At 67.7% G+C, this 21,127-nt stretch carries 15 protein-coding genes; 8 read left to right on the forward strand and 7 right to left on the reverse strand.

Annotation, left to right across the window (positions count from 1 at the left end; all coding sequences use genetic code 11):
- Nucleotides 1-121: 121 nt before the first annotated feature.
- On the forward strand, nucleotides 122-1,801 hold the full coding sequence (locus ABZS43_RS21905; protein ID WP_355037773.1) for an NTF2-like N-terminal transpeptidase domain-containing protein: 1,680 nt from the start codon (nucleotides 122-124) through the stop codon (nucleotides 1,799-1,801).
- Nucleotides 1,802-2,098: 297 nt separating this feature from the next.
- Here the strand turns inward: ABZS43_RS21905 and ABZS43_RS21910 are convergent, their stop codons facing one another.
- From ABZS43_RS21910 to ABZS43_RS21925, 4 genes are all read right to left on the reverse strand, one after another.
- The gene (locus ABZS43_RS21910) at nucleotides 2,099-2,791 is read right to left on the reverse strand and encodes a DUF1707 domain-containing protein (protein WP_355037774.1); all 693 of its coding nucleotides are present in this window, start codon (nucleotides 2,789-2,791) and stop codon (nucleotides 2,099-2,101) included.
- Nucleotides 2,792-2,881: 90 nt separating this feature from the next.
- Nucleotides 2,882-3,514 (reverse strand): response regulator transcription factor, encoded by a 633-nt coding sequence (locus ABZS43_RS21915; protein ID WP_355037872.1) that lies wholly within the window; start codon nucleotides 3,512-3,514, stop codon nucleotides 2,882-2,884.
- A gap of 128 nt (nucleotides 3,515-3,642) precedes the next feature.
- Nucleotides 3,643-4,812, reverse strand: coding sequence for a DUF5931 domain-containing protein (locus tag ABZS43_RS21920; RefSeq protein ID WP_355037775.1), 1,170 nt, complete (start codon nucleotides 4,810-4,812; stop codon nucleotides 3,643-3,645).
- On the reverse strand, nucleotides 4,790-6,049 hold the full coding sequence (locus tag ABZS43_RS21925) for an AI-2E family transporter (RefSeq protein ID WP_355037776.1): 1,260 nt from the start codon (nucleotides 6,047-6,049) through the stop codon (nucleotides 4,790-4,792). Before ABZS43_RS21925 ends, ABZS43_RS21920 begins: the two co-directional genes overlap by 23 nt.
- Before the next feature lie 169 nt (nucleotides 6,050-6,218).
- On the opposite strand from ABZS43_RS21925, the gene ABZS43_RS21930 reads away from it, so the two are divergent.
- The 5 genes from ABZS43_RS21930 to ABZS43_RS21950 all read left to right on the forward strand — a co-directional run bounded on the left by ABZS43_RS21930 (nucleotide 6,219) and on the right by ABZS43_RS21950 (nucleotide 13,018).
- On the forward strand, nucleotides 6,219-7,739 hold the full coding sequence (locus ABZS43_RS21930) for an adenylate/guanylate cyclase domain-containing protein (protein ID WP_355037873.1): 1,521 nt from the start codon (nucleotides 6,219-6,221) through the stop codon (nucleotides 7,737-7,739).
- Between the two features lie 4 nt (nucleotides 7,740-7,743).
- Nucleotides 7,744-8,832: a YbhN family protein gene (locus ABZS43_RS21935; protein WP_355037777.1), complete on the forward strand. Its 1,089-nt coding sequence runs from the start codon at nucleotides 7,744-7,746 to the stop codon at nucleotides 8,830-8,832.
- An 80-nt stretch (nucleotides 8,833-8,912) separates the two neighbouring features.
- On the forward strand, nucleotides 8,913-9,290 hold the full coding sequence (locus ABZS43_RS21940; RefSeq protein ID WP_355037778.1) for a DUF3054 domain-containing protein: 378 nt from the start codon (nucleotides 8,913-8,915) through the stop codon (nucleotides 9,288-9,290).
- Between the two features lie 142 nt (nucleotides 9,291-9,432).
- On the forward strand, nucleotides 9,433-12,057 hold the full coding sequence (locus ABZS43_RS21945) for a cation-transporting P-type ATPase (RefSeq protein ID WP_355037779.1): 2,625 nt from the start codon (nucleotides 9,433-9,435) through the stop codon (nucleotides 12,055-12,057).
- Entirely contained in the window at nucleotides 12,044-13,018 is a 975-nt protein-coding gene (locus tag ABZS43_RS21950) for a hypothetical protein (RefSeq protein ID WP_355037780.1), read from the forward strand. The genes ABZS43_RS21945 and ABZS43_RS21950 overlap by 14 nt, the downstream gene beginning before the upstream one ends.
- Before the next feature lie 113 nt (nucleotides 13,019-13,131).
- Here ABZS43_RS21950 and ABZS43_RS21955 read toward each other — a convergent pair whose 3' ends face one another.
- Nucleotides 13,132-14,322 carry a helix-turn-helix transcriptional regulator gene (locus ABZS43_RS21955; protein WP_355037781.1) on the reverse strand — a complete coding sequence of 397 codons (1,191 nt, stop codon included), beginning with the start codon at nucleotides 14,320-14,322 and terminating at the stop codon, nucleotides 13,132-13,134.
- A 331-nt stretch (nucleotides 14,323-14,653) separates the two neighbouring features.
- On the opposite strand from ABZS43_RS21955, the gene ABZS43_RS21960 reads away from it, so the two are divergent.
- Nucleotides 14,654-15,112 carry a hypothetical protein gene (locus tag ABZS43_RS21960; protein WP_355037782.1) on the forward strand — a complete coding sequence of 153 codons (459 nt, stop codon included), beginning with the start codon at nucleotides 14,654-14,656 and terminating at the stop codon, nucleotides 15,110-15,112.
- A 122-nt stretch (nucleotides 15,113-15,234) separates the two neighbouring features.
- The gene (locus tag ABZS43_RS21965) at nucleotides 15,235-17,304 is read left to right on the forward strand and encodes a DUF2339 domain-containing protein (protein ID WP_355037783.1); all 2,070 of its coding nucleotides are present in this window, start codon (nucleotides 15,235-15,237) and stop codon (nucleotides 17,302-17,304) included.
- On the opposite strand, the gene ABZS43_RS21970 is transcribed toward ABZS43_RS21965, so the two are convergent.
- Together ABZS43_RS21970 and ABZS43_RS21975 are read right to left on the reverse strand one after the other, a co-directional pair.
- A complete protein-coding gene (locus ABZS43_RS21970; RefSeq protein WP_355037784.1) occupies nucleotides 17,270-20,329 on the reverse strand; it encodes an MMPL family transporter in 3,060 nt (1,019 codons plus the stop codon). The two genes, ABZS43_RS21965 and ABZS43_RS21970, sit on opposite strands and share 35 nt — an antisense overlap.
- Nucleotides 20,329-21,057 (reverse strand): NYN domain-containing protein, encoded by a 729-nt coding sequence (locus ABZS43_RS21975; protein ID WP_355037785.1) that lies wholly within the window; start codon nucleotides 21,055-21,057, stop codon nucleotides 20,329-20,331. Before ABZS43_RS21975 ends, ABZS43_RS21970 begins: the two co-directional genes overlap by 1 nt.
- Between the last annotated feature and the right edge of the window lie 70 nt (nucleotides 21,058-21,127).

Genomic DNA, 21,127 nt, shown 5'->3' on the forward strand with positions numbered 1-21,127 from the left:
TTTCGGGCACAATCGATACCGCTGAGCATGGGTCACGGCCCGGCTACGGGGCACCAACGAGCAGGTAATTTCAGGTACGGTGGTCTTGTTACTGGAGTGACAAGAGTGAAGAGTGGGCGATATGGATGGTCGGGGATCCCGCCGCTTCAGCGTCCGGGGCGCATTGGCACTCGCGGGGGTGGCGGCTGTAGCGATCGTGCTGGGATCGTGTGGATTCCAGGCGCGACCCAATGAGGCGGAGGGCATCGTCGAGCGGTTCACCGAACTGCTGGACAAACAGGATTACAAAGAGGCGGCGGAGCTGACGTCGTACCCGAACGGCGCGCAAGCAACTCTCAAGCAAATGTTCGAGGGCCTGCAACCGGGCAAGGTCGACTACCGGAAGACCCAATTCATCGGCCTCGACGCGGAATCGGCGATCTTCAGCATGGACGTCGACTGGAACTTCGGCGAGAACAAGAACTGGGACTACAGCCTGCAGGGCACGGTGCGCAAACTCGCGATCGGCTGGCGCATCTCCTGGGAACCCGACATCGTCATGCCGCAACTGTCGAACAACCGCACCGTCAAGCTGGTGCGCACCCTGCCCGCGCCCGCGCCGAGGGTCGTCGACATCACCGGCGCTCCGCTGATGCACGAGCAGATCATCAACGTGATCAAACTGGATCCGACCAAGACCTCGGATCCGGTCGCGTCGACCAACGCGCTAGCCAAGGCCATAGAGCCGGTCGCGCCCCTGATCACCGGGCCGTCGCTGATGCAGCAGTTGGCTACCTCGGAGGGCAAACCGGTGGTCGCGGTGAATTTGCGCGAAGGCGATTTCGCGATCCTGGAATCGGCCATGGCGCCCATCCCCGGTGTGGTGATGGAAAAGCAGCCGCGGCTGATCTCCTCGGATCGCCGGGTCTGGTCGCCGCAACTCGACGCGTTGCGCAAGGTGTGGCAGGACAGCCAGGAGCAGCATTCCGGCTGGGGCGTGCAGATTTTCGAGGCCGACGGCAAATTCGTCGGACAGGTGGCCGGATACCAGGGCCCGCCCGGACCCGATATCGCCGGTGCGATGGATCAACGATTGCAGCGCGCGGCCGAGGACGCGGTGGTCAGCGTCGGTACGCCCGCCTCGATCGTGGCGATCCAGCCGTCCAGCGGCGCGGTGGTCGCCGTCGCCCAGAACAGCCAGGCCAGCGAGCACGGTTCGGTCGCGTTCACCGGGCTGTATCCGGTCGGCCGCAATATCGAGCTGTTCCGCAATATCGCCGCTGTCACCGAACATAAGCAGCCGCAGGACATCTCGGTACAGGAGGCGGCCGAATCCGCGAGCAAACTCGGCGTCGGCATAGATTTCCAGATCCCCGGCCTGGACGAAGTCACCGGACGACTCGCCATCGCGGGCCGCAGCGCGGAACAGGTCCGTCAGGGCGGCGGCTCGGACGCGGTGCTCGCCAGCCCCTTCGGCATGGCCATCGCGGCGGCGGCGATCGCGCGCGGTGAGGTGCCCGCACCGGCGATCGAGGTCGGTCGCCCCGGCGGCACCGACGCCAAACTGGACCCCCTGCCCGGCGATGTCGCCGACCGTCTGCGCACCATGTTGCGCGACGGCGCCGCGAGCCCGGAATTCACCAGCCTGCGCTCCTACCGCGACGTCACCGGTTTCGCCGCGACCGCGGGCGCCGACGGGTGGCTCATCGCCACCATGGGCGACCTCGCCTTCGCCATCCACATCAACGACATCGACAGCGGTGACGCCACCACCCGAATGGCCGCCCGCATGCTCCAGTCCCTGGCAACCCCGGAACCCTGAGTTCGACCGCGCCTGCCGGGCGGGACGAAGCACCCGGTCCTTGGTTTTCGTCCCGGGTGACATCACCTCGATGACCAGGTGGACGACCTCGGGTGCGGCGCCAGCAACCGTCCAACAGTTCGAAGCGCGCATCGACGACCTCCATCAGGCGGGGCAGATCACGAGCTGTGAACCCGCCCTCCGGGGGGCGTCGGCACCAGCACCGTGTGACCCTTGATGGGCTCGTCACGACGCTCGGCGGCGGTCATAACAGGAGGTTCCTCCGTAGGCGGCTGCCGGTGCTATGTCCGATACGGCTCACTGGCCGAGGAGTTTTCGCCAGTGGGCTCGCAGGGGGTGCTTGGCGGTGACGGAGCCGAAGCGGATGCTGCCGTGGACGACGAGGTGGAGGGGGCCGAACGGGGGACCGGTGCGGACCTTGTTGTTGACGCTGGAGCCGATGAGGTCGACGGCGTCGAGATCGACGGTGGCCTCGACGGGGACGATCAGGTTGAGCGAACTGCAGTAGTCGTCGACGTGCAACTCGACCACCTGGGTGGACATGACGGCCTCGGTGAAATCCAGGGTGACCCCGGAGAACCAGTTGTTCAGCAGCAGGGTGGGCGCCACCTGCCACGGGCCGCGACGGTTGACGCCGGACATGCGCGATCGGATCACGTTTCCCGGTGCCGGTGAGGGCGTGCGGCGCGGGCCCGGCATCGGGCGCTGCCGCGGGAACGAGGGCGCGGCGACGAAATGTGTCGGGGGTGCGGCTGGTCTGCCGACGAGTTGGACGCCGGGCAGATCGATCAGCACCGAGTTGAGTTCACCACGGGTTTTGGCGGCGAGCGCGGTATCCATCCGCTCGGTGAATTCGCCGAGCGAGAGCATTCCCAGGCCGACGGCGCGTTGCAGCAACTGACCGACATGCTCGCGCTCGGCGTCGGATACGCGCAGTTCACGATCGCCCGCAGCGCCGCCGCCATTCGATATCGATTCGGGGCCGCCCATGATTCGAGGTTACCGACGATCGGGGTTGCCCGGTATCAGGGCAATCCCGGATTCCCGCGCTCGCGGGCGTAGACCGTTCGTCGGATATCGCTAATCGAGGCCCTGCTCGATCGCGTATCTGGTCAGCTCGACGCGGTTGGCGAGTTGGAGTTTGCGCAGCGTCGCCTGCACGTGGTTCTCCACCGTCCGATGACTCAGTCCAAGGCGCGTGGCGATCTGTTTGGCGGACAACCCTTTCGCCACCATGCGCAGGACTTCGGTCTCCCGGTCGGTGAGGGCGGGTCGATGCGGTTCGTCCGGTTCGGTGGGCGCGGTCGCCATCCGACGGTATTCGCCGAGAACCAGACCGGCCAGCCCCGGCGTGAAGACCGGTTGACCGGCCGCGGTCGCGCGGACCGCGTCGATCAGTTCGGTGGCCGACGCGCTTTTGACCAGATACCCGGAGGCGCCGGCCTTGATCGCGTCGAGGACGTCATCGCGTTCCGCGGAGGCGGAGAGCACGAGCACCCGGCTCGCCGGTGAAACTCGCAGCACTTCGGCGGTGGCCTGCGCGCCGTTGCCGTCGGGCAGTTGCATATCCATCAGGACCACCGCGGGCTGCACCGCCGCGGCCCTCCTTGTCGCGGCCCCGACCCCGTCTGCGGTCGCGGCCACCGAGAATCCGGCCTCGGCGAGGTCGCGAGAAACACCGTCGCGCCACATCGGATGATCATCGACGACCATCACCGAAACAGCGCCGACCGTGGCATCATCGGTCACCGCGCACCTCCCTCGTTCGCCCCGATCCGCGCGGGCCGCGTCACTGTCGCCCGCACCGTCCGGGTACCGATTTCATCGTGCCAGATGGCCGGTCACCCGCGCGGTATGCGGAACTCCCACTCCACACCCTCGCCCGAACCCTCGGTGAGCAATTCCGCCGTGCCGCCGAGCGTGGCGATGCGTCCGACGATCGATCGCGACACCCCCATCCGCCCCTCGGCCTCGGCCTGCTCCAGCCGTCCGGATTCGATGCCGACACCGTCGTCGCGCACGCTGACAATGAGTTCGTCACCGGTATCTTCCAGCAACACATAGGCTTTCGCCTCCGGTCCGGCGTGCAGTCCCACATTGGACAGCGTCGTCGCCACCGCGGCCGCGATTTCCGTCGCGGCCCAACGTCCGACCTGGACCGGTTCACCCGGCGTCGACACGAAGACCGTCGGCGTCGCGTGCGCGGTCAGCATCGGACGCAGGTCGACCTCGGTGCCGCCCTCGTCGGTGCGCACGCCCTGTTCGGAGATCAGCACCCGCAGCGCGACCTCCTGCTCTCCGGCTCGCTGCGCCAATTCCTCGGTAGCTCCGCCGATTTCGCCGCCACGACGTTTGATGTAGCTCAGTACCTGGAGCACTCCGTCGTGCACCTCGCGCGCGAGACGCTCGCGTTCCTCGGCGGCGGCGGTGAGGCGCACCGCGCGCTGGAGTTGTTCCTGGGCCCGGCGTGCGGTGTTGGCGGCCAGACCGAGCGCCAGCCCGACCGAGACCAGCACCGGCATGGTCGCGTCCGCCCACACGTCTTGGCCCCACTGGTCGCGCACGGTGATGATCACCATCGAGATCAGCACGCCGGAGGCGATCCCGAGCACCGGCCCGCGCAGGATCGCCGCCGAGATCACCGCGTTCGCCGCCCACATGGTGGTCGGCAAGGTTTGATGCCCGTGGTACCAGTCGTACTCGGCCACCAGTCGGGTGGCGCAGATCAGGCCGATCACCACGAGGTGGTCGCCGATCACCACCAGACCACGCACCCGCGCGACATTCGTCACATGCCAGTGCGAGAGCAGCAGCGCCGAAGCGCCGGACCACACCGCCATCAGAGCGATGAAAACCCAGCTCAACCGCTGATTCTCGTAGTAGGGCACCGAGGCGACCTGCTGTCCGATCGCGTACAGCAGGGTGACGAGCCGGAACGCCTGCACCGCCCGCCACAGCGGGGCGGTCGCGGCGTCGGCCGGACTGAGCTCAGCCGTTCGTATCGTCGTCATCGGTGGTGTCGTGTCCGTCGTGGACCTTGCGCAACAGCGCGCCCTCGTGGCGCAAGGTCGCCGCCACGTCGAACCGGTCCGGGTCGGGATCTCGGTCCGGCTCGGCCGCGTACATCCGGCCCGCCTCCCCCGTCTGCAAATCCTCGAACGCCTCTTCGGGGCCGTCGGCCAGCAACGACCTGATGGCCGTATTCATCACCGCGACGAAGGGCACCGCGAGCAAACCGCCCGCGATACCGCCGACCACGACACCCGCCGTGATGGCGAGCACCACCGCCAGTGGATGGATGCTCACCGCCCGGCCGAGCAGCAACGGTTGCAGCACATGACTTTCCAGCTGCATCACCGCGATGATGATGCCGAGCACGATCAACGCCGTGACCAGGCCCTTGGTCACCAAGGCGATGAACACCGCGATGAATCCGGCGAGGAAGGCGCCGATGATCGGGATGAACGCGCTGATGAAAACCAGCGAGGCCAGCGGCAGTGCCAGCGGGACGCCGAGTATCGCCAGACCGGCGCCGATGCCGATGGCGTCGACGGCCGCCACCGCGACCGTCGCCCGCACGAAACCGACGAGTGTCCCGAAGCCGAGTTGTCCGGCCAGGCGCACCCGTTCGCGATGGGTCGTCGGCACGACGCGGGTGACGAAATGCCAGATCTGATCGCCGCCGTAGAGGAAGAAGATCAGGATGAACAGGGTGAGGAAGGTGCCGGTGAGTATGTGCCCGATCGCGGTCGCCGTGGTCAGCGCGCCACTGGTGACACTGTCCTGATTGGACTGGATCATCTTGACGATCGTGTCGCCGACATTGCGGATCTGCTCATTGCTCATCTGCGGCGGACCGTTGATCAGCCAGTCCTGAATTTTGTGGATACTGTGCGTGAACTCATCCGACAGCTGTGGCACGCCGGCGACGAACTGCTCGACGACGAAGGTCATGATCCCGGCGACGATGCCGAGCGATCCGACCAGCGCGACGAAAACCCCCACCCAGCGCGGCACCCCGAGGCGCTGCATCCAATCCACCAGCGGCGTCAGCAGTCCGGCCGCGAGCAGCGCGATGGCCAGCGGTATCACCACCGTCGCCAGCCGCTGAATCACCAAGGCGAGCACGTACATCGCGGCGAAGATGACCAGCAGCCGCCACGACCACTCCGCCGACTGCCGGACCAGCGGATGCACCGCGTCCGCGGCACTTGGCTTGCGTGCCGAACTCTGCCTCTGGTCACTCACCTCCGCGAGCCTAATCGGCGGGCGCGAGCGAAGTCCGTCGCGCGAGTTCGCGCCGGGGCCGGTGGATGACCTGGCAGGTGTCCGTCGCGCAACCACCGCGACATGCCCACGGCATCGAAACGCTAGATTGGTGCACGTGTCGGCGCCTCTGGAAGCGGTCAAACAGACCATGCGAACGCGCTGGCCGCTGTACCTGACGTCGATGCTGTTGGCCAACGCCTTCGGCGGTGTGCTGGTGTGGGCGTTCATCCAATATGGACTCCCGGTTCCGGAAGGGGAGGCGGCCGGCGCACGGCGCATCGGGCTCGTCGTTCCCGCTGCCGTGTTCATCACCGGGGGCCTGTTCAGCCTGGCCGCGTCGGCGCTGATGCTGCGTCCGGTGATGCGGTGGCAGATGCGCGGCGGACCGCCGAGCCGCCAGGAACAGATGGCCGCCCTGCACGCGCCGCTGCGGCAGGCGATCGTGCACCTGGTGCTGTGGTTGGTCGGCGGTGCGGTGCTGGCCGCGCTCATCATCTCGGCGACACCCGAACTGGCCGGGGCCGTCATCGTCACCGAATGCATGGCGGCGACCATCGTGTTCGGCTTCACCTACATGCTCGGCGAACGCATCCTGCGTCCGGTCGCGGCCGAGGCCCTGACCGCGGGCACCTTCGACCACACGCTGACCCCCGGCGTCGGCACCCGCATGGGCATGACCTGGGGGATGGGCACGTTCGCGCCGACGATCGCGATCGTGCTGCTGTGTGTCACCCAGATCACCTCGGATGTGAAATTCTCGGCCCAGTCGCTGGCCGTGTCGATCCTGCTGCTGTCGGGGGTGGTGATCATGCAGGCACTCGCGCTGTCCATGCTCACCGGGTCCAGCATCTCCGATCCGGTCCGCCAGCTCAGCCAGGCCATCGACCGGGTGCAGGAAGGCGCGCGCGACGTCCAGGTCGAGGTTTTCGACGGCAGCGAGATCGGCCTGCTGCAGGTCGGTTTCAACCGCATGATGGAGGAGGCGGCCAAACGTCGCCAACTCCAGGAACTCTTCGGTCAGCACGTCGGCGAGGAGGTCGCGCAGCGGGCCTTGGACTACGGCACCGAACTCGGCGGCGAGACCAGGTTCGTCGCGGTGCTTTTCGTCGATATGGTCGGTTCGACCGCGGCCGCCGCCGAACATCCGCCGACCGAAGTCGTCAGCCTGCTCAACGAATTCTTCCGAATCGTGGTCGACGTCATCGACCGGCATCATGGATTCGTCAACAAATTCGTCGGTGATGCCGCGCTCGCCATTTTCGGCGCACCGCTGGATCGGCCGGACGCGCCGACCGCCGCGCTCGCCGCCGCGCGTGAACTGCGCGAGGCATTGCGCGAGGTGCCTGGACTCGATATCGGTATCGGTGTTTCCGCGGGTCTGGCGGTCGCCGGAAATATCGGCGCGGCGAACCGATTCGAATACACGGTCATCGGCGACCCGGTCAACGAGGCGTCGCGTTTGACGGAACTGGCCAAGGACCAGCCGGGACGGGTGCTGGCCTCGGGCAGCGCGCTGTATTTCGCCGATGAGAGCGAGCAGGAGTTCTGGATACCCGGCGACGAGGTGCAACTGCGCGGAAGACGTCGAAAAACCCGATTGGCATGGCCGAAGGACAACGGGCATCGGTCCGTGGATGCAGACAGCGAAACAATCGGTTCGTTAGGCTGACCGCGTGACGGCCAACGGGGACTCAGCGGGTGAACCCGCGCCGCCGTCGGCAAAACGGCGACGCGGCAGATTCTGGTGGGCCAAATGGGTTGTCGGCTTCGCGTTGGCGGCCCTGCTGATCGCCGAAGGGGTCTATCTGTGGCCGCGCCTGCACGAATCCTGGCAAAGTCTCACCGAAATCCATTGGGGATGGCTCGCGGCCTGCGTCTGGTTCCAGGCGCTGTCCATGAGCGGATTCGGCCGGGTGCAGAAACAACTGCTGTGCGCGGGCGGCGTCGAGGTCGGCCAACGTAAATCGGTCGCGGTGGTCTACGGCGCGACCGCGATGTCGGTGACACTGCCCGCTGGCCAGGTTTTCTCCACCGCCTTCACCTACCGCCAGACTCGCCGTTGGGGTGCGAGCCCGATCGTCGCCTCGTGGCAGTTGGTGATCTCCGGGGTGGTCGCCACCGCGGGACTCGCGCTGCTCGGGGTCGGCGGCGCGCTGCTGGTCGGCAATCGGGTCGGCCCGCTCAAACTCATCCTGTCGCTGGCCGGCGTCGTCGCGCTGGTGTGGGCCGGCAATTACATCTCCCGCAACCCCGGTTCCCTGAAGTCGGTGCTGCGGCGAGTTCTCGCCGTGGTCAACCGTCTGCGCAAACGACCCGCCGACCACGGCATGAACAAGGTCGCCGACGTGCTCGGCCAACTCGAATCGGTCGATCTCGGCACCCGCGACGGCGCGCTCGTCGCGATCTGGGCCGTTGTGCACCGCTTCGGCGACGTCGCCTGCCTCGGCGCGGCCTGCTACGCGGTCGGCGCCGACCCCAGGTTGTCCGGGCTGCTGCTCGCCTTCGCCGCGGGCAAGGCCGTCGGGTCCATTCCCTTCGCCCCCGGCGGCATCGTCTACGTCGACGCGACCCTGATCTACGGGCTCACCGCCGCCGCCGGCCTTCCCGCCGCGCAAGCCGTTGCTGCCGCTTTCGTCTACCGGCTGGTCAGCTTCATCCTGGTCGCGATCGTCGGCTGGATCGTCTTCGCCTTCCTGTTCCGCACCCCGCAGGCCGATGACGCCGAATTCGAGAAGGAATTCGAACAGCGCAGGACGGTGTGATTTCCGTCATCGCGCGGTGACCGGACAGGGTGCGGTGTCGTGGCCCAGGGCGGGATACGGACCGAACTACGCTGGCGACCGTGAAGAAAGTAGCGCCGTTAGCGGTCGACCTGTTGCTGGTGATCCTGTTCTGCGTCATCGGTCGGCGCAGCCACGACGAGGCGATTCTCACCGGGCTGCTGAAGACGTTGTGGCCGTTCGCGATCGGGCTCGCGATCGGATGGGTCGCGGCACTGGTGGTGACCAGCCGCAGGAGCGGGGCAGGGCAGAACCTGGGTTTCGACGGCACGGCGCTGTGGCCGACCGGGGTACTGGTCTGGCTGGGCACGCTCGGCGGCGGCATGGTGTTACGCGTGATCGCCGGTCAGGGCACCGCGGTGAGTTTCATCGCGGTGGCGGCGACGGTGCTCGCGCTGTTCCTGCTCGGCTGGCGGGCGGCGGTGCGGGCGCTGCGTTGAACGCTGCCTGCCCGGCGTTCGATCAGATCCGGATCGGCCGGGGGCTAGCGGCGAAGGGTACGAGTGACTCGGTTCGCCGGTACGCCCAGCCTGGCAGATACTGGACTCGACCGGACCACAGGCAGACACAGGGAGGCGCCGCTTGACATCGTCCGGCTCGGAATCACAGGCTGTCCGCGCAGACGGTACCGGCCTGACCACGGCCATGCCGCACACCGGAACCACTGGCCTGTCGTCGGAGGAAGCCGCGATTCGCTCGGCCCGCTACGGCGCCAATATCGTGCCGCAACCGCCGCCTACCCGGCTGTGGAAGCGTGTGCTCTGGCAACTGCGCGACCCGTTGATCGTGGTGCTGCTTGTCGCCGCGGTGCTCACCGCGGCGACGGGCGACTGGACCGATATGACGGTGATCTTGTTGGTGATCATTGTCAACACCGCCGTCGGAGTTGGACAAGAAGTCCGCGCCGACCATGCCATCTCGGCGCTTTCCGCGCTCACCGCTCCTCTTGCGCGAGTGATCAGAGACGGGGCCCAGCGGGAGCTGCCCGCCGCCGATGTGGTCGTGGACGACCTCCTTGTGCTCGGCGAAGGAGATATCGTCCCCGCCGACGCGACACTGATCGAAGCAGCCGCGTTGATGGTCGACGAATCCGCGCTGACCGGCGAATCGGTGCCGGTCGACAAGACCGCGCACACGCCGGTGTCAGCCGGCACGGTCGTCGTTCGAGGGCGTGGCCGGGCGGTGGTTACCTCGATCGGAGCGCAGAGCGCGACCGGGCGGATCGCGCACCTGATGGATCAGCGCCGCGAACCGACACCGCTGCAGAAGCGGCTGGTCGATGTCGGGCGGCTGCTGGCCGCGGTCACAGTGGCATTGTGCGTGATCGTGCTCGTCCTGGGTCTGTTGCGAGGGCAGCCCCTGGAACTGATGGTCGTGACCGCGATCAGCCTGGCCGTCGCCGCGGTGCCGGAGTCGCTGCCCGCCGTAGTGACCTTGGCGCTCGCGATGGGCGCGCGGCACATGGCCGAACGTCACGCCCTGATCCGCAACCTACCCGCCGTCGAAACCCTCGGCTCGGTGACCGTGTTGGCGACGGACAAGACCGGAACCCTGACCGAGGGACGCATGGTTGCCCGAGAGCTGTGGACCCCCACCGACCAGGCCACCATCACCGGAGCCGGATACGCGCCCGAGGGGGTCGTGCGCACCGGGTCCGGTGAACTCGGCCCGTCCGAACTTTCCGCGCTGACCGAACTATTGGCGGCGGCGGCGCTGTGCAACGACGCGCGCCTGGTAGCGCCGGAAGGCGAAGCCGCTGCGTGGACCGCGCTCGGTGACCCGACCGAGGCCGCGTTGTTGTCCGCGGCGGCGAAGCTCGGTCTCGACCGCCACGAGTTGGTGGATCGGCTTCCGCGTAGCGCCGAACGCCCCTTCGACAGCGACCGCAAACGGATGTCGACGATCCACCGCCTTCCCGACGGCCGCTTCCGCGTGATCTGCAAAGGCGCGCCCGAGGCATTGCTGAATCACGAGGTTCTACAAGGGAATTCGCATGGGTGGGATGACGCGACCGAATGGGCCGCCCAGCGCGCCCGGGACGGCTACCGAGTGCTGGCTGTGGCTCAGGCCGATCGAGGGACCGAGCCGACCGCCGACGCCGACCCCGAACAGGACCTACGACTACTCGGGTTGATCGCCATCGTCGATCCTCCACGTGCTGCCGCCGCCGCGACGATCACCGCCTGTCGCCAGGCCGGAATCCGCCCTGTCCTCATCACCGGCGATCATCCTGGCACCGCCCACGCGATCGCCGTCGAACTCGGCATCATCGCCGCTGAGGACCCCGTGGTCGACTGCCGTACGCCGGGCGAGACCGCTGCGAGCGAACCGGCCGTGTTCGCCCGCGCCACACCCGGCCAGAAACTCGACATCATTCAGGCCCTGCGCGACGAGGGGCAGGTCGTCGCCATGAACGGCGACGGGGTCAACGATGGACCCGCCCTGCGTCGCGCCGATATCGGCGTAGCGATGGGGGGCAGGGGCACCGAGGTCGCGCGCCAGGCCGCCGATCTCGTGCTCGCCGACGACGATCTCGATACCGTCGTCGTCGCCGTGGAAGAGGGGCGCAGGGTCTATGCCAATATTCGCCGCTTCCTCGTCTACGGCCTGTCGGGCGGAGCCGCCGAGATCGCTGTCATGCTCGTCGGCCCGTTCCTCGGGCTGGCGCTGCCACTGCTGCCCGCGCAGATCCTGTGGATCAACCTGCTCACCCACGGGCTGCCCGGCGTCGCTCTCGGCGGCGAACCCGCGACGCCCGAGGTCATGCGACAACCACCTCGCCCGCCCACGCAGAGTATTCTCGGCGCCGGTCTGTGGCAGCGGGTGCTGCGCATCGCGATCGTCCTGACCGGCGCCACCCTCGGTGTCGCGGTATGGGCCTATCACACCGACCGTCCCTGGCAGAGCATGGCATTCTTCGCCTTGGGCGTGACCCAACTCGGCGTCGCCCTCGGTTCCCGATCCCGGCCGGGTTCTCTGGCCAACCCCATGCTGCTGCTCGCCGTCGCGGCAGCGTTCCTCCTCCAAGTAGCGGGACTGTATCTGCCCCCGCTGCGAGAACTGCTCGGCACCGAACCTCTCGGCGTCTTCGACTTCCTCATCGTGACAAGCCTGTCCGTACTCGGCTACGCCGCTGTTCGTTTGGATCGTGTCCTGCACCCGAGCCGGGATCGATCGAACGAACCGGTGCGGCATGCCCCGCGCTGACCTCCTCGAGGGCCTACTCACCCACTCCGAGCCCTCGATCCGGTACCTGGTGCGCCGAAACGTTCTCGACGAGCCCGCGGAATCGGATGCGATGCGGCAGCTGAGCGATGAGATCAGGACATCGGCTCGGGTTGTCGCATTGCTCGAGACCCACAGGCGTCGCGCGGCGGGCACCTATGGCAAATGGCAAGGCGCGCATTGGGTCGCGCTGGCGTTGGCCGAGCTGAATCACCCCGGCGCGGATGCGCGAGTCGCCGCAGTGGTGGACGAAACGCTCGATCATTGGACCAGCCGCGATTATGCCGACGACATCGACGCCACGGGCGGAAAGCCTGTGCGCCACGGGGTGCCAGTGATCGCCGGACGCGCCCGGCGATGCGCTTCTCAGCAGGGAGCGGCACTGCTGGTGGCCGCGCATTTCGGCATCGATGACGACCGCGTTCGTTTCCTCGTCCGGCGCCTTGGCGACTGGCAATGGCCCGATGGCGGCTGGAACTGCGACACGCGTCCCGAAGCGCGGAGTTCGTCGGTCCACGAAACCCTGCTCCCCCTGCGCGGACTGGCCGCGTTCGCGGGACCGCGCGATCCCGCTGTCACGGCAGCACGGCGTTTCCTGCTCACCCGGCAGGTGGGGTTTCGCCGCTCCACCGGCCAGCCACTGTTCGCCGCCGCGGTCGAGTTGCACTATCCCGGCTACTGGCACTACGACCTGTTGGCCGGACTGCGCGGCCTCGCCGACGCACACGCCCTGCGTGACCCCGGCTGCCAACGTGCGCTCGATCTGCTCGAATCCCGCGAACTCGCGGACGGCGGCTGGCCCGCCGATGCCCGCTGGTACCGGGTCGCCGAGACCGGCAGTAACGTCGACTCGGTGGATTGGGGTCCCGTGCATCCCCGAATGGTGAACCCGTGGGTCACCGCACACGCCCTCGCGGTTCTGCGCCGCGCCGAGCGGCTCTGACCCGGTTTCGGTGTCGGTCCGCGCTCGCGGACGCGCTGTTCGAGGTGTTCGACGGGGTGGTGTCGGGGGCCGTCAGTTCGGCGGGAGCCCCGATAATCGCCTGTGGATACCCGTCAATCGTTCACGCCGATGCGGCGGGCGAAGGCGCGCAGCGGAACCCGGCGGTCGTGGTCGAGCAATTCGGAGACGATGTGGCGGGGCAGGGTCTGGTATTTCATCCAGTCGACACCGCCCACTCGTTCCGCGTTGAGCAGTGCGTCGAGGGCGCGCTGGTACTGGCCGGTGCGGGTCCACGCCACGGCGGTGTCGGCGATATGGCGCGCGCGGGAAGCCTGCGGCAGTCCGCCGTTGCTCGGCATGCCCTTGGCGGCGGCCAGCGCCTCGGGATAGCGCTCGCAGGAGACGTTGACGTCGACGGTCTGCATGACGACCTGGGATGGGCCGAAATAGGTTTCGTAATCCTGCCGATCGCCGCCGATGCGCAAAGCGACCTCGCTCGCCGCCTCGATCAGCGACATCGCCTCCGGCACGTCCTGCGCCCGGCCCGCGGCCGTCGCGCCCTGTAGGACGAGAGATCCGTACGCGGACAGGTGCGTCGGGGTCTCCTCGCCCGATGGCTCGAGTTCGCACGCGGCGCGCAACGCCACCTTGCGGGATTCGTCGTAGCGGCCCTGCACGAGCAGTTGCCACGCGATCGAACCGCGAATCGTGGCGAGCAGCAGGGGATCGTTGCCGTGTTCGGCCGCGGCCAGCGCCTGGCGGACGGCCAGGAACGCCGGATCGGTCTGCCCGAGGTGCACGAGGGTGCAGCCGGTGACCCAGTACATCCTCGCCAGCAGTTCGTTGGCCGGGGCGACCGAGCCGTTGCGCGCGGCGTGCACGGTGGCGCGCAACTGGGTGAGCCCGGACGGGAGGATGGTAGTGAGCAGTTCGTAGCGCCCGGTCCAGTAAGCGGCCCACGCGTAATCGACCGAACGGCTTCCTTCGTCGAGAGTGACGGCCCGTTCGTCGGGAGTCTCGCCGAGAAGATCGTCAACGGGGGTTAACGCCCGCCGGATCGCCACGATGCCCGCGTCGGGATTGCTGGAAGGTATCCCGTGTCGTTTGCCGACGAGATCGGAGATGTCGACATCCAGTGCGCGCGCGAGTTTTTGCAGGCTCGCGATGGACGCCGTCTGGCGTCCGCCCTGCTCGAGCTTGCGCACGAGATCGACACTCACCCCGGCCTGATCGGCAAGTTGACGTTGTGTCAGCGCTTTGCCACGAAAGCGCCTGATCCGTACGCCGATCGACGAATCGTCCATGTACCCATGTCCTTTGTTACATCCGGGTTTCAGAGTACGACGCTAGGCGATGACGGTCGACCAAAGTGGGACATTACGTACGACTCGTTCACGCAGGGTTGGAATACCGTTGCCTTTCTGCAACTTTGAGAACGCAAAGGGCGGCGGCAATGATTACCATGCCGAATACCACCGTGCGGGCTCCTCGCGCCGATCGCGCGACCGAGCCGGGTGCACATTCTGATCGATCCGCGCGCGACACCCAGCGCTCCACCGAACTGCGCGCTTCGCTCCTACCATCGCAGAACTCGTTAGTCGTCCTGTCCGGTGATCGCGGCAAGGGGTGAGCACCATGTTCGAACGCTGTCATACGCCCCACGAGATCGCGCGCCTGCTGCGACATCGTTACGGACTTCCGGTACAACTGCTGGCCGGACGTCCGATGATCGTCACCGGATCGGTCCTCGGCGCCGTGGTCATGCCCACGGAACTGGGGCGCGCCGTGCTCGGAACCCTGGACAGGACATTCACCGCCCCCGTGGTGGCCGATCCCGGCGAACGCACCTGGACCTTCCTGGTAGCGCCGCCGAGCCCGGCGCAGCCGATGGATATCGCGGTCCGGCGGTACCTGTCCGAACATCAGGTCGTCGTTCTCCCCGGCGGTCGTCAGGTACTGCTGCCGACCACGGATTCGCCACTGGGCTGGCACTGGGCGGGCGAACCCGCGCCCGGTGTCCTGCGCATGCCACCTCGCTCGGCCGTGATCAACGCCGTGCACCAGGTGACGGGCACGCGGCTTCCGACCCCGTAGAGCCACCCGGCGTCCCCGGCCCCCATCCGTACCCCGGGTGGGGGCCGGTCGGGGTACTTATCGGCCGTTGTTCGGGGGTTTCTACTCATGTTCGGTGCGGATGCGTGCCCGACCATGAGTACATGACGACATCTATCGACCCGGCGCTGATCGCGCGGCTCTCGGGTGAGTTCACCGCACTGGGGACGCAGATGGGCGTGCTCGGCCGGGATCTCGACCTGCTGCGAGCGCAGGTTCTGGCCGATACCCACCGCACCGCACCGACGCGTACCCCCGACGTGGCGGTTGGCGCGTCTGCCACCGCTGCGGCATCGGCCGCGCCTTCGGCCACGGAGACGCCCGCTGTGCCGGTGCCTCCGCCGGGGCCGGTGCCGACGAGCGCTCCGGTTCACGGTGCTGTTCCCCCGGGAATATCCGGCGCGATTCCGGTCCAGCCGTTCGCACACGGTCAGTTTCCGCCCGGCGGCGCAATGGCAATGCCCCCTTACGGATCGGGCCAGGTCGCGCCGCAATGGGGTGCGCCGGCACCGCCGCCGGGCTGGCGTCCGCCGGTGCCGCCGGTTCGCCGCCCGCCCGTCGCGCGGACACCGTGGTGGCAACGGGAGGGGGTGATCAGCAGGGTGCTCGCGGTCGCGGGCGTCGGCGTCACCCTGATCGGCGTGGTGATGCTGCTGGTACTCGCCGCGCAGGCCGGATTCTTCGGGCCGGTGCCGAGGGTTGTCGCCGGCGCGGCGTTCTCGGCCGCCCTGGTCGGCGCGGGCATGCGGGTCTTCGGGCGTGCCGGCGGACGGGTCGGCGCAATCGCGTTGGCCGCCACCGGTATCGCAGGCGCCTACCTCGATGTCGTCGCGGTGACCGCCATCTACGGCTGGTTACATCCGGTGCTCGGACTCGCGGTGGCGCTGGCCGTCGCGGCGGGTGGAGTCGGGCTCGCGATGGAATGGAAGTCGCAGCCGCTCGCGGTCATGGTCGTCGCGGGCGCGGCGGTGCTCTCCCCGGTGGTGACCTCTGAGCTGCTCCTGCTCGGCTTCCTGATCGTGCTCCAATTGTCCTGCGCACCCGTGCAACTGGCGCGTGACTGGCCTTTTCTGCACGTGATTCGCACGATGCCCGCGGTACTGGCGACCCTGGGTTATGGTGCGATCGCCGGTTTCGACAGGCCCGAATCCGACCGCCTGAACTGGTTGCTCGCCGCCGCCGTCGCGGTCGCGGTGATCGGGCTGGTGACCACGGTGCCGGTGGTGCGCCGCCGTCCCGCCGACGTCACCGCGTCACTGGCTTTCGCGATGGCGACGACACCGCTGCTGGCCGTGCCGGCGCTGTTCGATCGCACGCCCGCCGTCATCATCGCGGCGGCCTACGCGACGGTGCTGCTCGCCGTCGCGGCGCAGTACTTGGTGCCGAAACTGCGCGCGGTGGTGAATATTCCGGGTCATACCGCGATGGTGGCCGCGGTCGCGGGTTCGTTCGCGCTGCTCGAGGTGTGCTTCCGGGTGAGCGACGTGCACACTGCCCCCATCGCGCTGTTCCTCGTCGCGATCGGATACCTGGGTGTCGCGGGACAACGGCGTTCGCGGGTGGCCGCGGGTATCGGCGGCGCTTTCGCGCTGCTCGGCGCGCTCGGCTTCCTCATCGAGGCCGACCCGGAAACGCTTGCGACGCAGCGACTCGCGCAGGCGAACCTGAATATCTCGACGGTGCTGGCCGCCGTGCTCGCGCTGGTGGTCGTCGCGGTAGCGGTGTGGGGTATCAGGAAACTGCCGACCATGTCCTCGGGCGACACCGAGGAATCGATGCTGTGGATCGTCGCGAGTGCCATCGGTCTCTACGCGGTGACCGCGGCGACGGTATCGATCGGGGTGGCGTCGGGCGCGGCCGATGGATTCGTCATCGGTCACAGTGCCGCCACCATCGTGTGGATGGTCGGCGCCACCGCCGCGTTGCTCTACGGTCTGCGCAATCTGTCGCGCTCGCCGGCGGTCGCGAAGGTGGCGCTCGGTTCGGGACTTCTCGTCACCGCCGCCGCACTGGCCAAACTCTTCTTGTTCGACCTCGCGACGCTGGACGGGCTGGTCCGCGTTGCCGCCTTCCTCGTGGTCGGCGTACTCCTGCTGGTCGTCGGCACCCGGTATGCCCGCGCCTTCGCGGAGGCGGGGACTACTCGCCGTCGCGACGACGAAGAAGTTCGTTGACGCTGACGGTGCGGCCGTCACCGCCGTGGTGGCGGCCCTCGTCGGCGTTGCTCACGACCCGGCGACGGGAGGACCGCAGTTCGGCCATCCAGTTCTCGATACTGCTGCGGTTCTCTTCCGGTGTTTCGGCCGAATCGGGTCCGTGCGAGCCGTGATGCGCATGGGTGTCATCGGCGACCGGCTGCGGTGCGGAGATCTCGGGCACCGGCGGCGCGGAGATCTCGGGCACCGGAGGCGCGGAGACCACGGGTGTCTGCGGTGCCGACACGTCCGGCGGGGCGGGCACCGGCTGCGCTCCCCGGACCATATCGGCGGAGATGGGGCTGCGAGGCGGATCGCCGGGCCGGGAGACCGCGGGCGCGGGTTCGGTCGGGGGGAGGTCGGGTTCGGCGGACGGCGTCCGCATCGGGTCCACCGCGGACGGCGTCCGCACCGGGTCCACTGCGGACGGCGTCCGCGCCGGGTCCACTGCGGACGGCGTCCGCGCCGGGTCCACTGCGGACGGTGCGCGCACCGGCTCCCCGCCGAGCCGATGGGGCCCGGGGTCGGACACCGGAGGCCGCACCGCGCGGGGGCGTTTCGGCTCGACGGGCATCGGGGTGGCACGGGGCCTGCTCGGATCGGGTGGCGTCGGGCGCGGGGACGCGGCCTTGGGAGGCTTGCGGTCCTGAGCGCGCGGACTGCCCGCGCCGGGCACGGCGCCGATCCGCTGGGTCGGCGCTTCGGCCTCGATCTCCGCCACCGTGCGCGGCCTGCGCGGCGAGCGACGCAGTTTGCCGCCTTCCACCGCGGGAATCTGCATGGTGACCGGATCGGTGATCGGTGTGGTCTTGACCAGGTCGACCACCTCGCCGCCGCCGGGACGTTCGTCGTCGAGGGTGACGTCGCCGAGGCCGACCTTCTCCTGGATTCGCTTCATCCAGGCGGGAGCCCACCAGCAGTCGTCGCCGAGCAGTTTCATGGTGGCTGGCACGAGCAGCATGCGCAGGATGGTCGCGTCGATGAACAGCGCCGCGATCAGGCCGTAGGCGATGTACTGCATCATCACCAGATCGGAGAAGGCGAACGCGCCGACGACGACGAGCAGGATCAGCGCCGCCGCGGTGATGATGCGTCCGGTCTGCGCGGTGCCGATCCGCACGGCCTCGGTGGTGGACGCACCCTGGGAGCGCGCCTCGACCATGCGCGAGAGCAGGAAGACCTCGTAGTCGGTGGACAGGCCGTAGATCACCGCGATGATCAGCACCAGCACCGGCGACATGATCGGCTGCGGTGTGAAATTGAGCAGTCCCGCGCCGTGACCGTCGACGAAGATCCAGGTCAGGATGCCGAGTGTGGAACCGAGACCGAGCGCGCTCATCAACGCCGCCTTGATGGGCAGCACCAGCGAGCCGAAGGTGAGGAACATCAGCACCGTCGTCACGAACAGGACGAGAGCGATCATCAACGGCATGCGATCGAGCAGCGCGTCGATGCTGTCCTTCTGGATCGCGGGCTGTCCGCCCACGAACATGGAGACGCCATCGGGTACGTCGAGCGACCGGAGATATTCGATGGTCGGATCCGAATTCTCGGAATCCTCCAGGGTCGCGCTGGTGCGGTAGACGGTTTGATCGGTGTTGGACCGGCTCGGTACCTCGAAATTGCCGGTGAGGCCCGGCGCTTGGTTGGCTTCCTTCCACAGTTTGCCGACCGTGGCGCTGTCGTCGGAGATGAAGACCAGCTGGACCGGATCGGTCTTCTTCAGCGGGAAGATCTTGTAGAACTCCTCGAGCGCGGTGCGCGTCGGATTATCCGGCGGCAGGTAACGCTCGTTGATGCCGCCGAAGGCCAGATTCTTCACCGGGATGATCAACAGCAGCAGCAGGATGCAGATCGGGACGGCGATCTTCAACGGGTGCTTCATCACCCACTGGGTGCTCCTGCCCCACAGGCCGTTCTCGATATCGTCGGCGGTCTTGGTTTTCCGGAATCGCTTGAGGCCGAGCGAATCCACCCGAGAGCCGAGAATGGACAGCGCCGCGGGCAGGATCGTGATGGAGGTCAGCGCGGCGAGCGAGACGGTGGCGATGGTGCCGAAGGCGACCGATTTCAGGAAGCCCTGGGGGAAGAGCAGGATGCCGCCGAGGCTGGCGATGATCATGGTGGCGGAGAAGATGACGGTGCGGCCCGCCGTCATCACCGTGCGCCGGACGGCGGCCCTGGTGTCGTAGCCCTCGGCGACTTCCTCGCGGAATCTGCTCACGATGAACAGGCCGTAGTCGATCGCGAGACCGAGGCCGATCATCGAGACGACGCCGGAGACGAAGGAGTTCACCTCGGTGAACCTCGTCAGGAACATGACGATGCCGTTGGCGCCGATGATGGTGAGGCCGCCGATCATCAGCGGCAACGCTGCCGCGACGACGCCGCCGAAGATGAAGAACAGCAGGACGGCGACGGCGGGGACGGCGAGCATCTCCATCCGCTTGGAGTCGCTGGCGATCGTGTCGTTGAGCGTGCCCGAGACCGCCTGCAATCCGGTGACCTGGACGTCGAGGCCGGGAATATAGAAGGTGTCCTTCACCGCCCGGTAGTTGCGCACCATATCGGTGTCGTTATCGCCGACGATGGCGATGGAGGCGAAGGTGTACTTCTTGTCCTTGGAACCGAAGGTCAGCGGAACGCCCGGACCGGTTTCGGTCTGCCAGTACGCGCCGTTGATCTTGGCGATCTCGTTCGGATGGTCCTTCGGCAGCGCGTTCAGACTGCCGACCACCTGCTCGCGGAACTGCGGGTCATCGATCGTCTTACCCTCTGGCGCGGTGTAGAGCACGATCACGTCACTGGTGTGATCGCGCCCGAATGCCTCGTCCGCGATCCGCGCGGCATGCGCGGACTCCGACGTAGGATCATCCCATCCGCTGGAGCTGAGATGGTCTTCCAGGCCGAGGCCGTATCCGCCCAGGCCGAGCAGAGCTGCCACGACGACGCCGATGACGGCGAAGCGCAGCCGGTAGACCAGATCGCCCCAGCGTGTGAACACTAAGCGACTCCTTGAGCGGGGCGAGAGGTGAGCAGTGCCGACAGCGGCCGGAACGGCTGCAGCCAGGCACCCTCGTCGGGCAGCGAGTCGAGGCTCACCCGGGGCAGCGGTTCGCGGAACACACCCGGGATATCCTCGAGGTCGATGAACTCGAGGGTATCGGATGTGACGGCCCAACTCGCGTGCTCGCGGAAGCCGAGTACCTGAACGGGGATTCCGTGCGCGGCGAGTTCCTCGAGAGGTTCACGGAATGCCTGGCCGTCGGCCGAGGCCACCATGATGCCCGCCAGGCCAGCGCCGCGACGACGTAGCTCGATATGGCCGAGCATGTCGGCGTCGACGTCGGAATCTTCCTCGATCTTGGGTTTGGCGAAAACGGCGTAGCCGACATTGCGCAACGCCTCGACCCACGGCCGCACCACATCCGCGGTGCCGGGGGCGATATTGGTGAAAACCGTCGCTTCCGGTTCGACCCTGGTGGCGCTGCCGACCGACAGTTCCGCGGTCCTGGCGAGCAGCCAGCGGCCGAGTGCGTCGAAACGGGGGCGGTAGGCGGCGGTCGGGCGTCCACCGAGAATGGCGCCGAGTCCCATATCGAGGTTCGGCGCGTCCCAGACGAGCAGTACCCGTCGCACGTCGGGGGTCGCCCCGCCCAGGACTTCCGATCCGGAGCCGGGTACCTCGACGGCGACATCAACGACTTCGTGGGCCATCTCGCTGACACTCATAATTCCGCCTCGGCGGCGCTCGGCACCCTCATGACCATCATGACGGCTGAGCAAATGGATCGCTCGCTGC

The organism is Nocardia sp. NPDC005366 (assembly GCF_040606855.1).
Taxonomy (GTDB): domain Bacteria; phylum Actinomycetota; class Actinomycetes; order Mycobacteriales; family Mycobacteriaceae; genus Nocardia.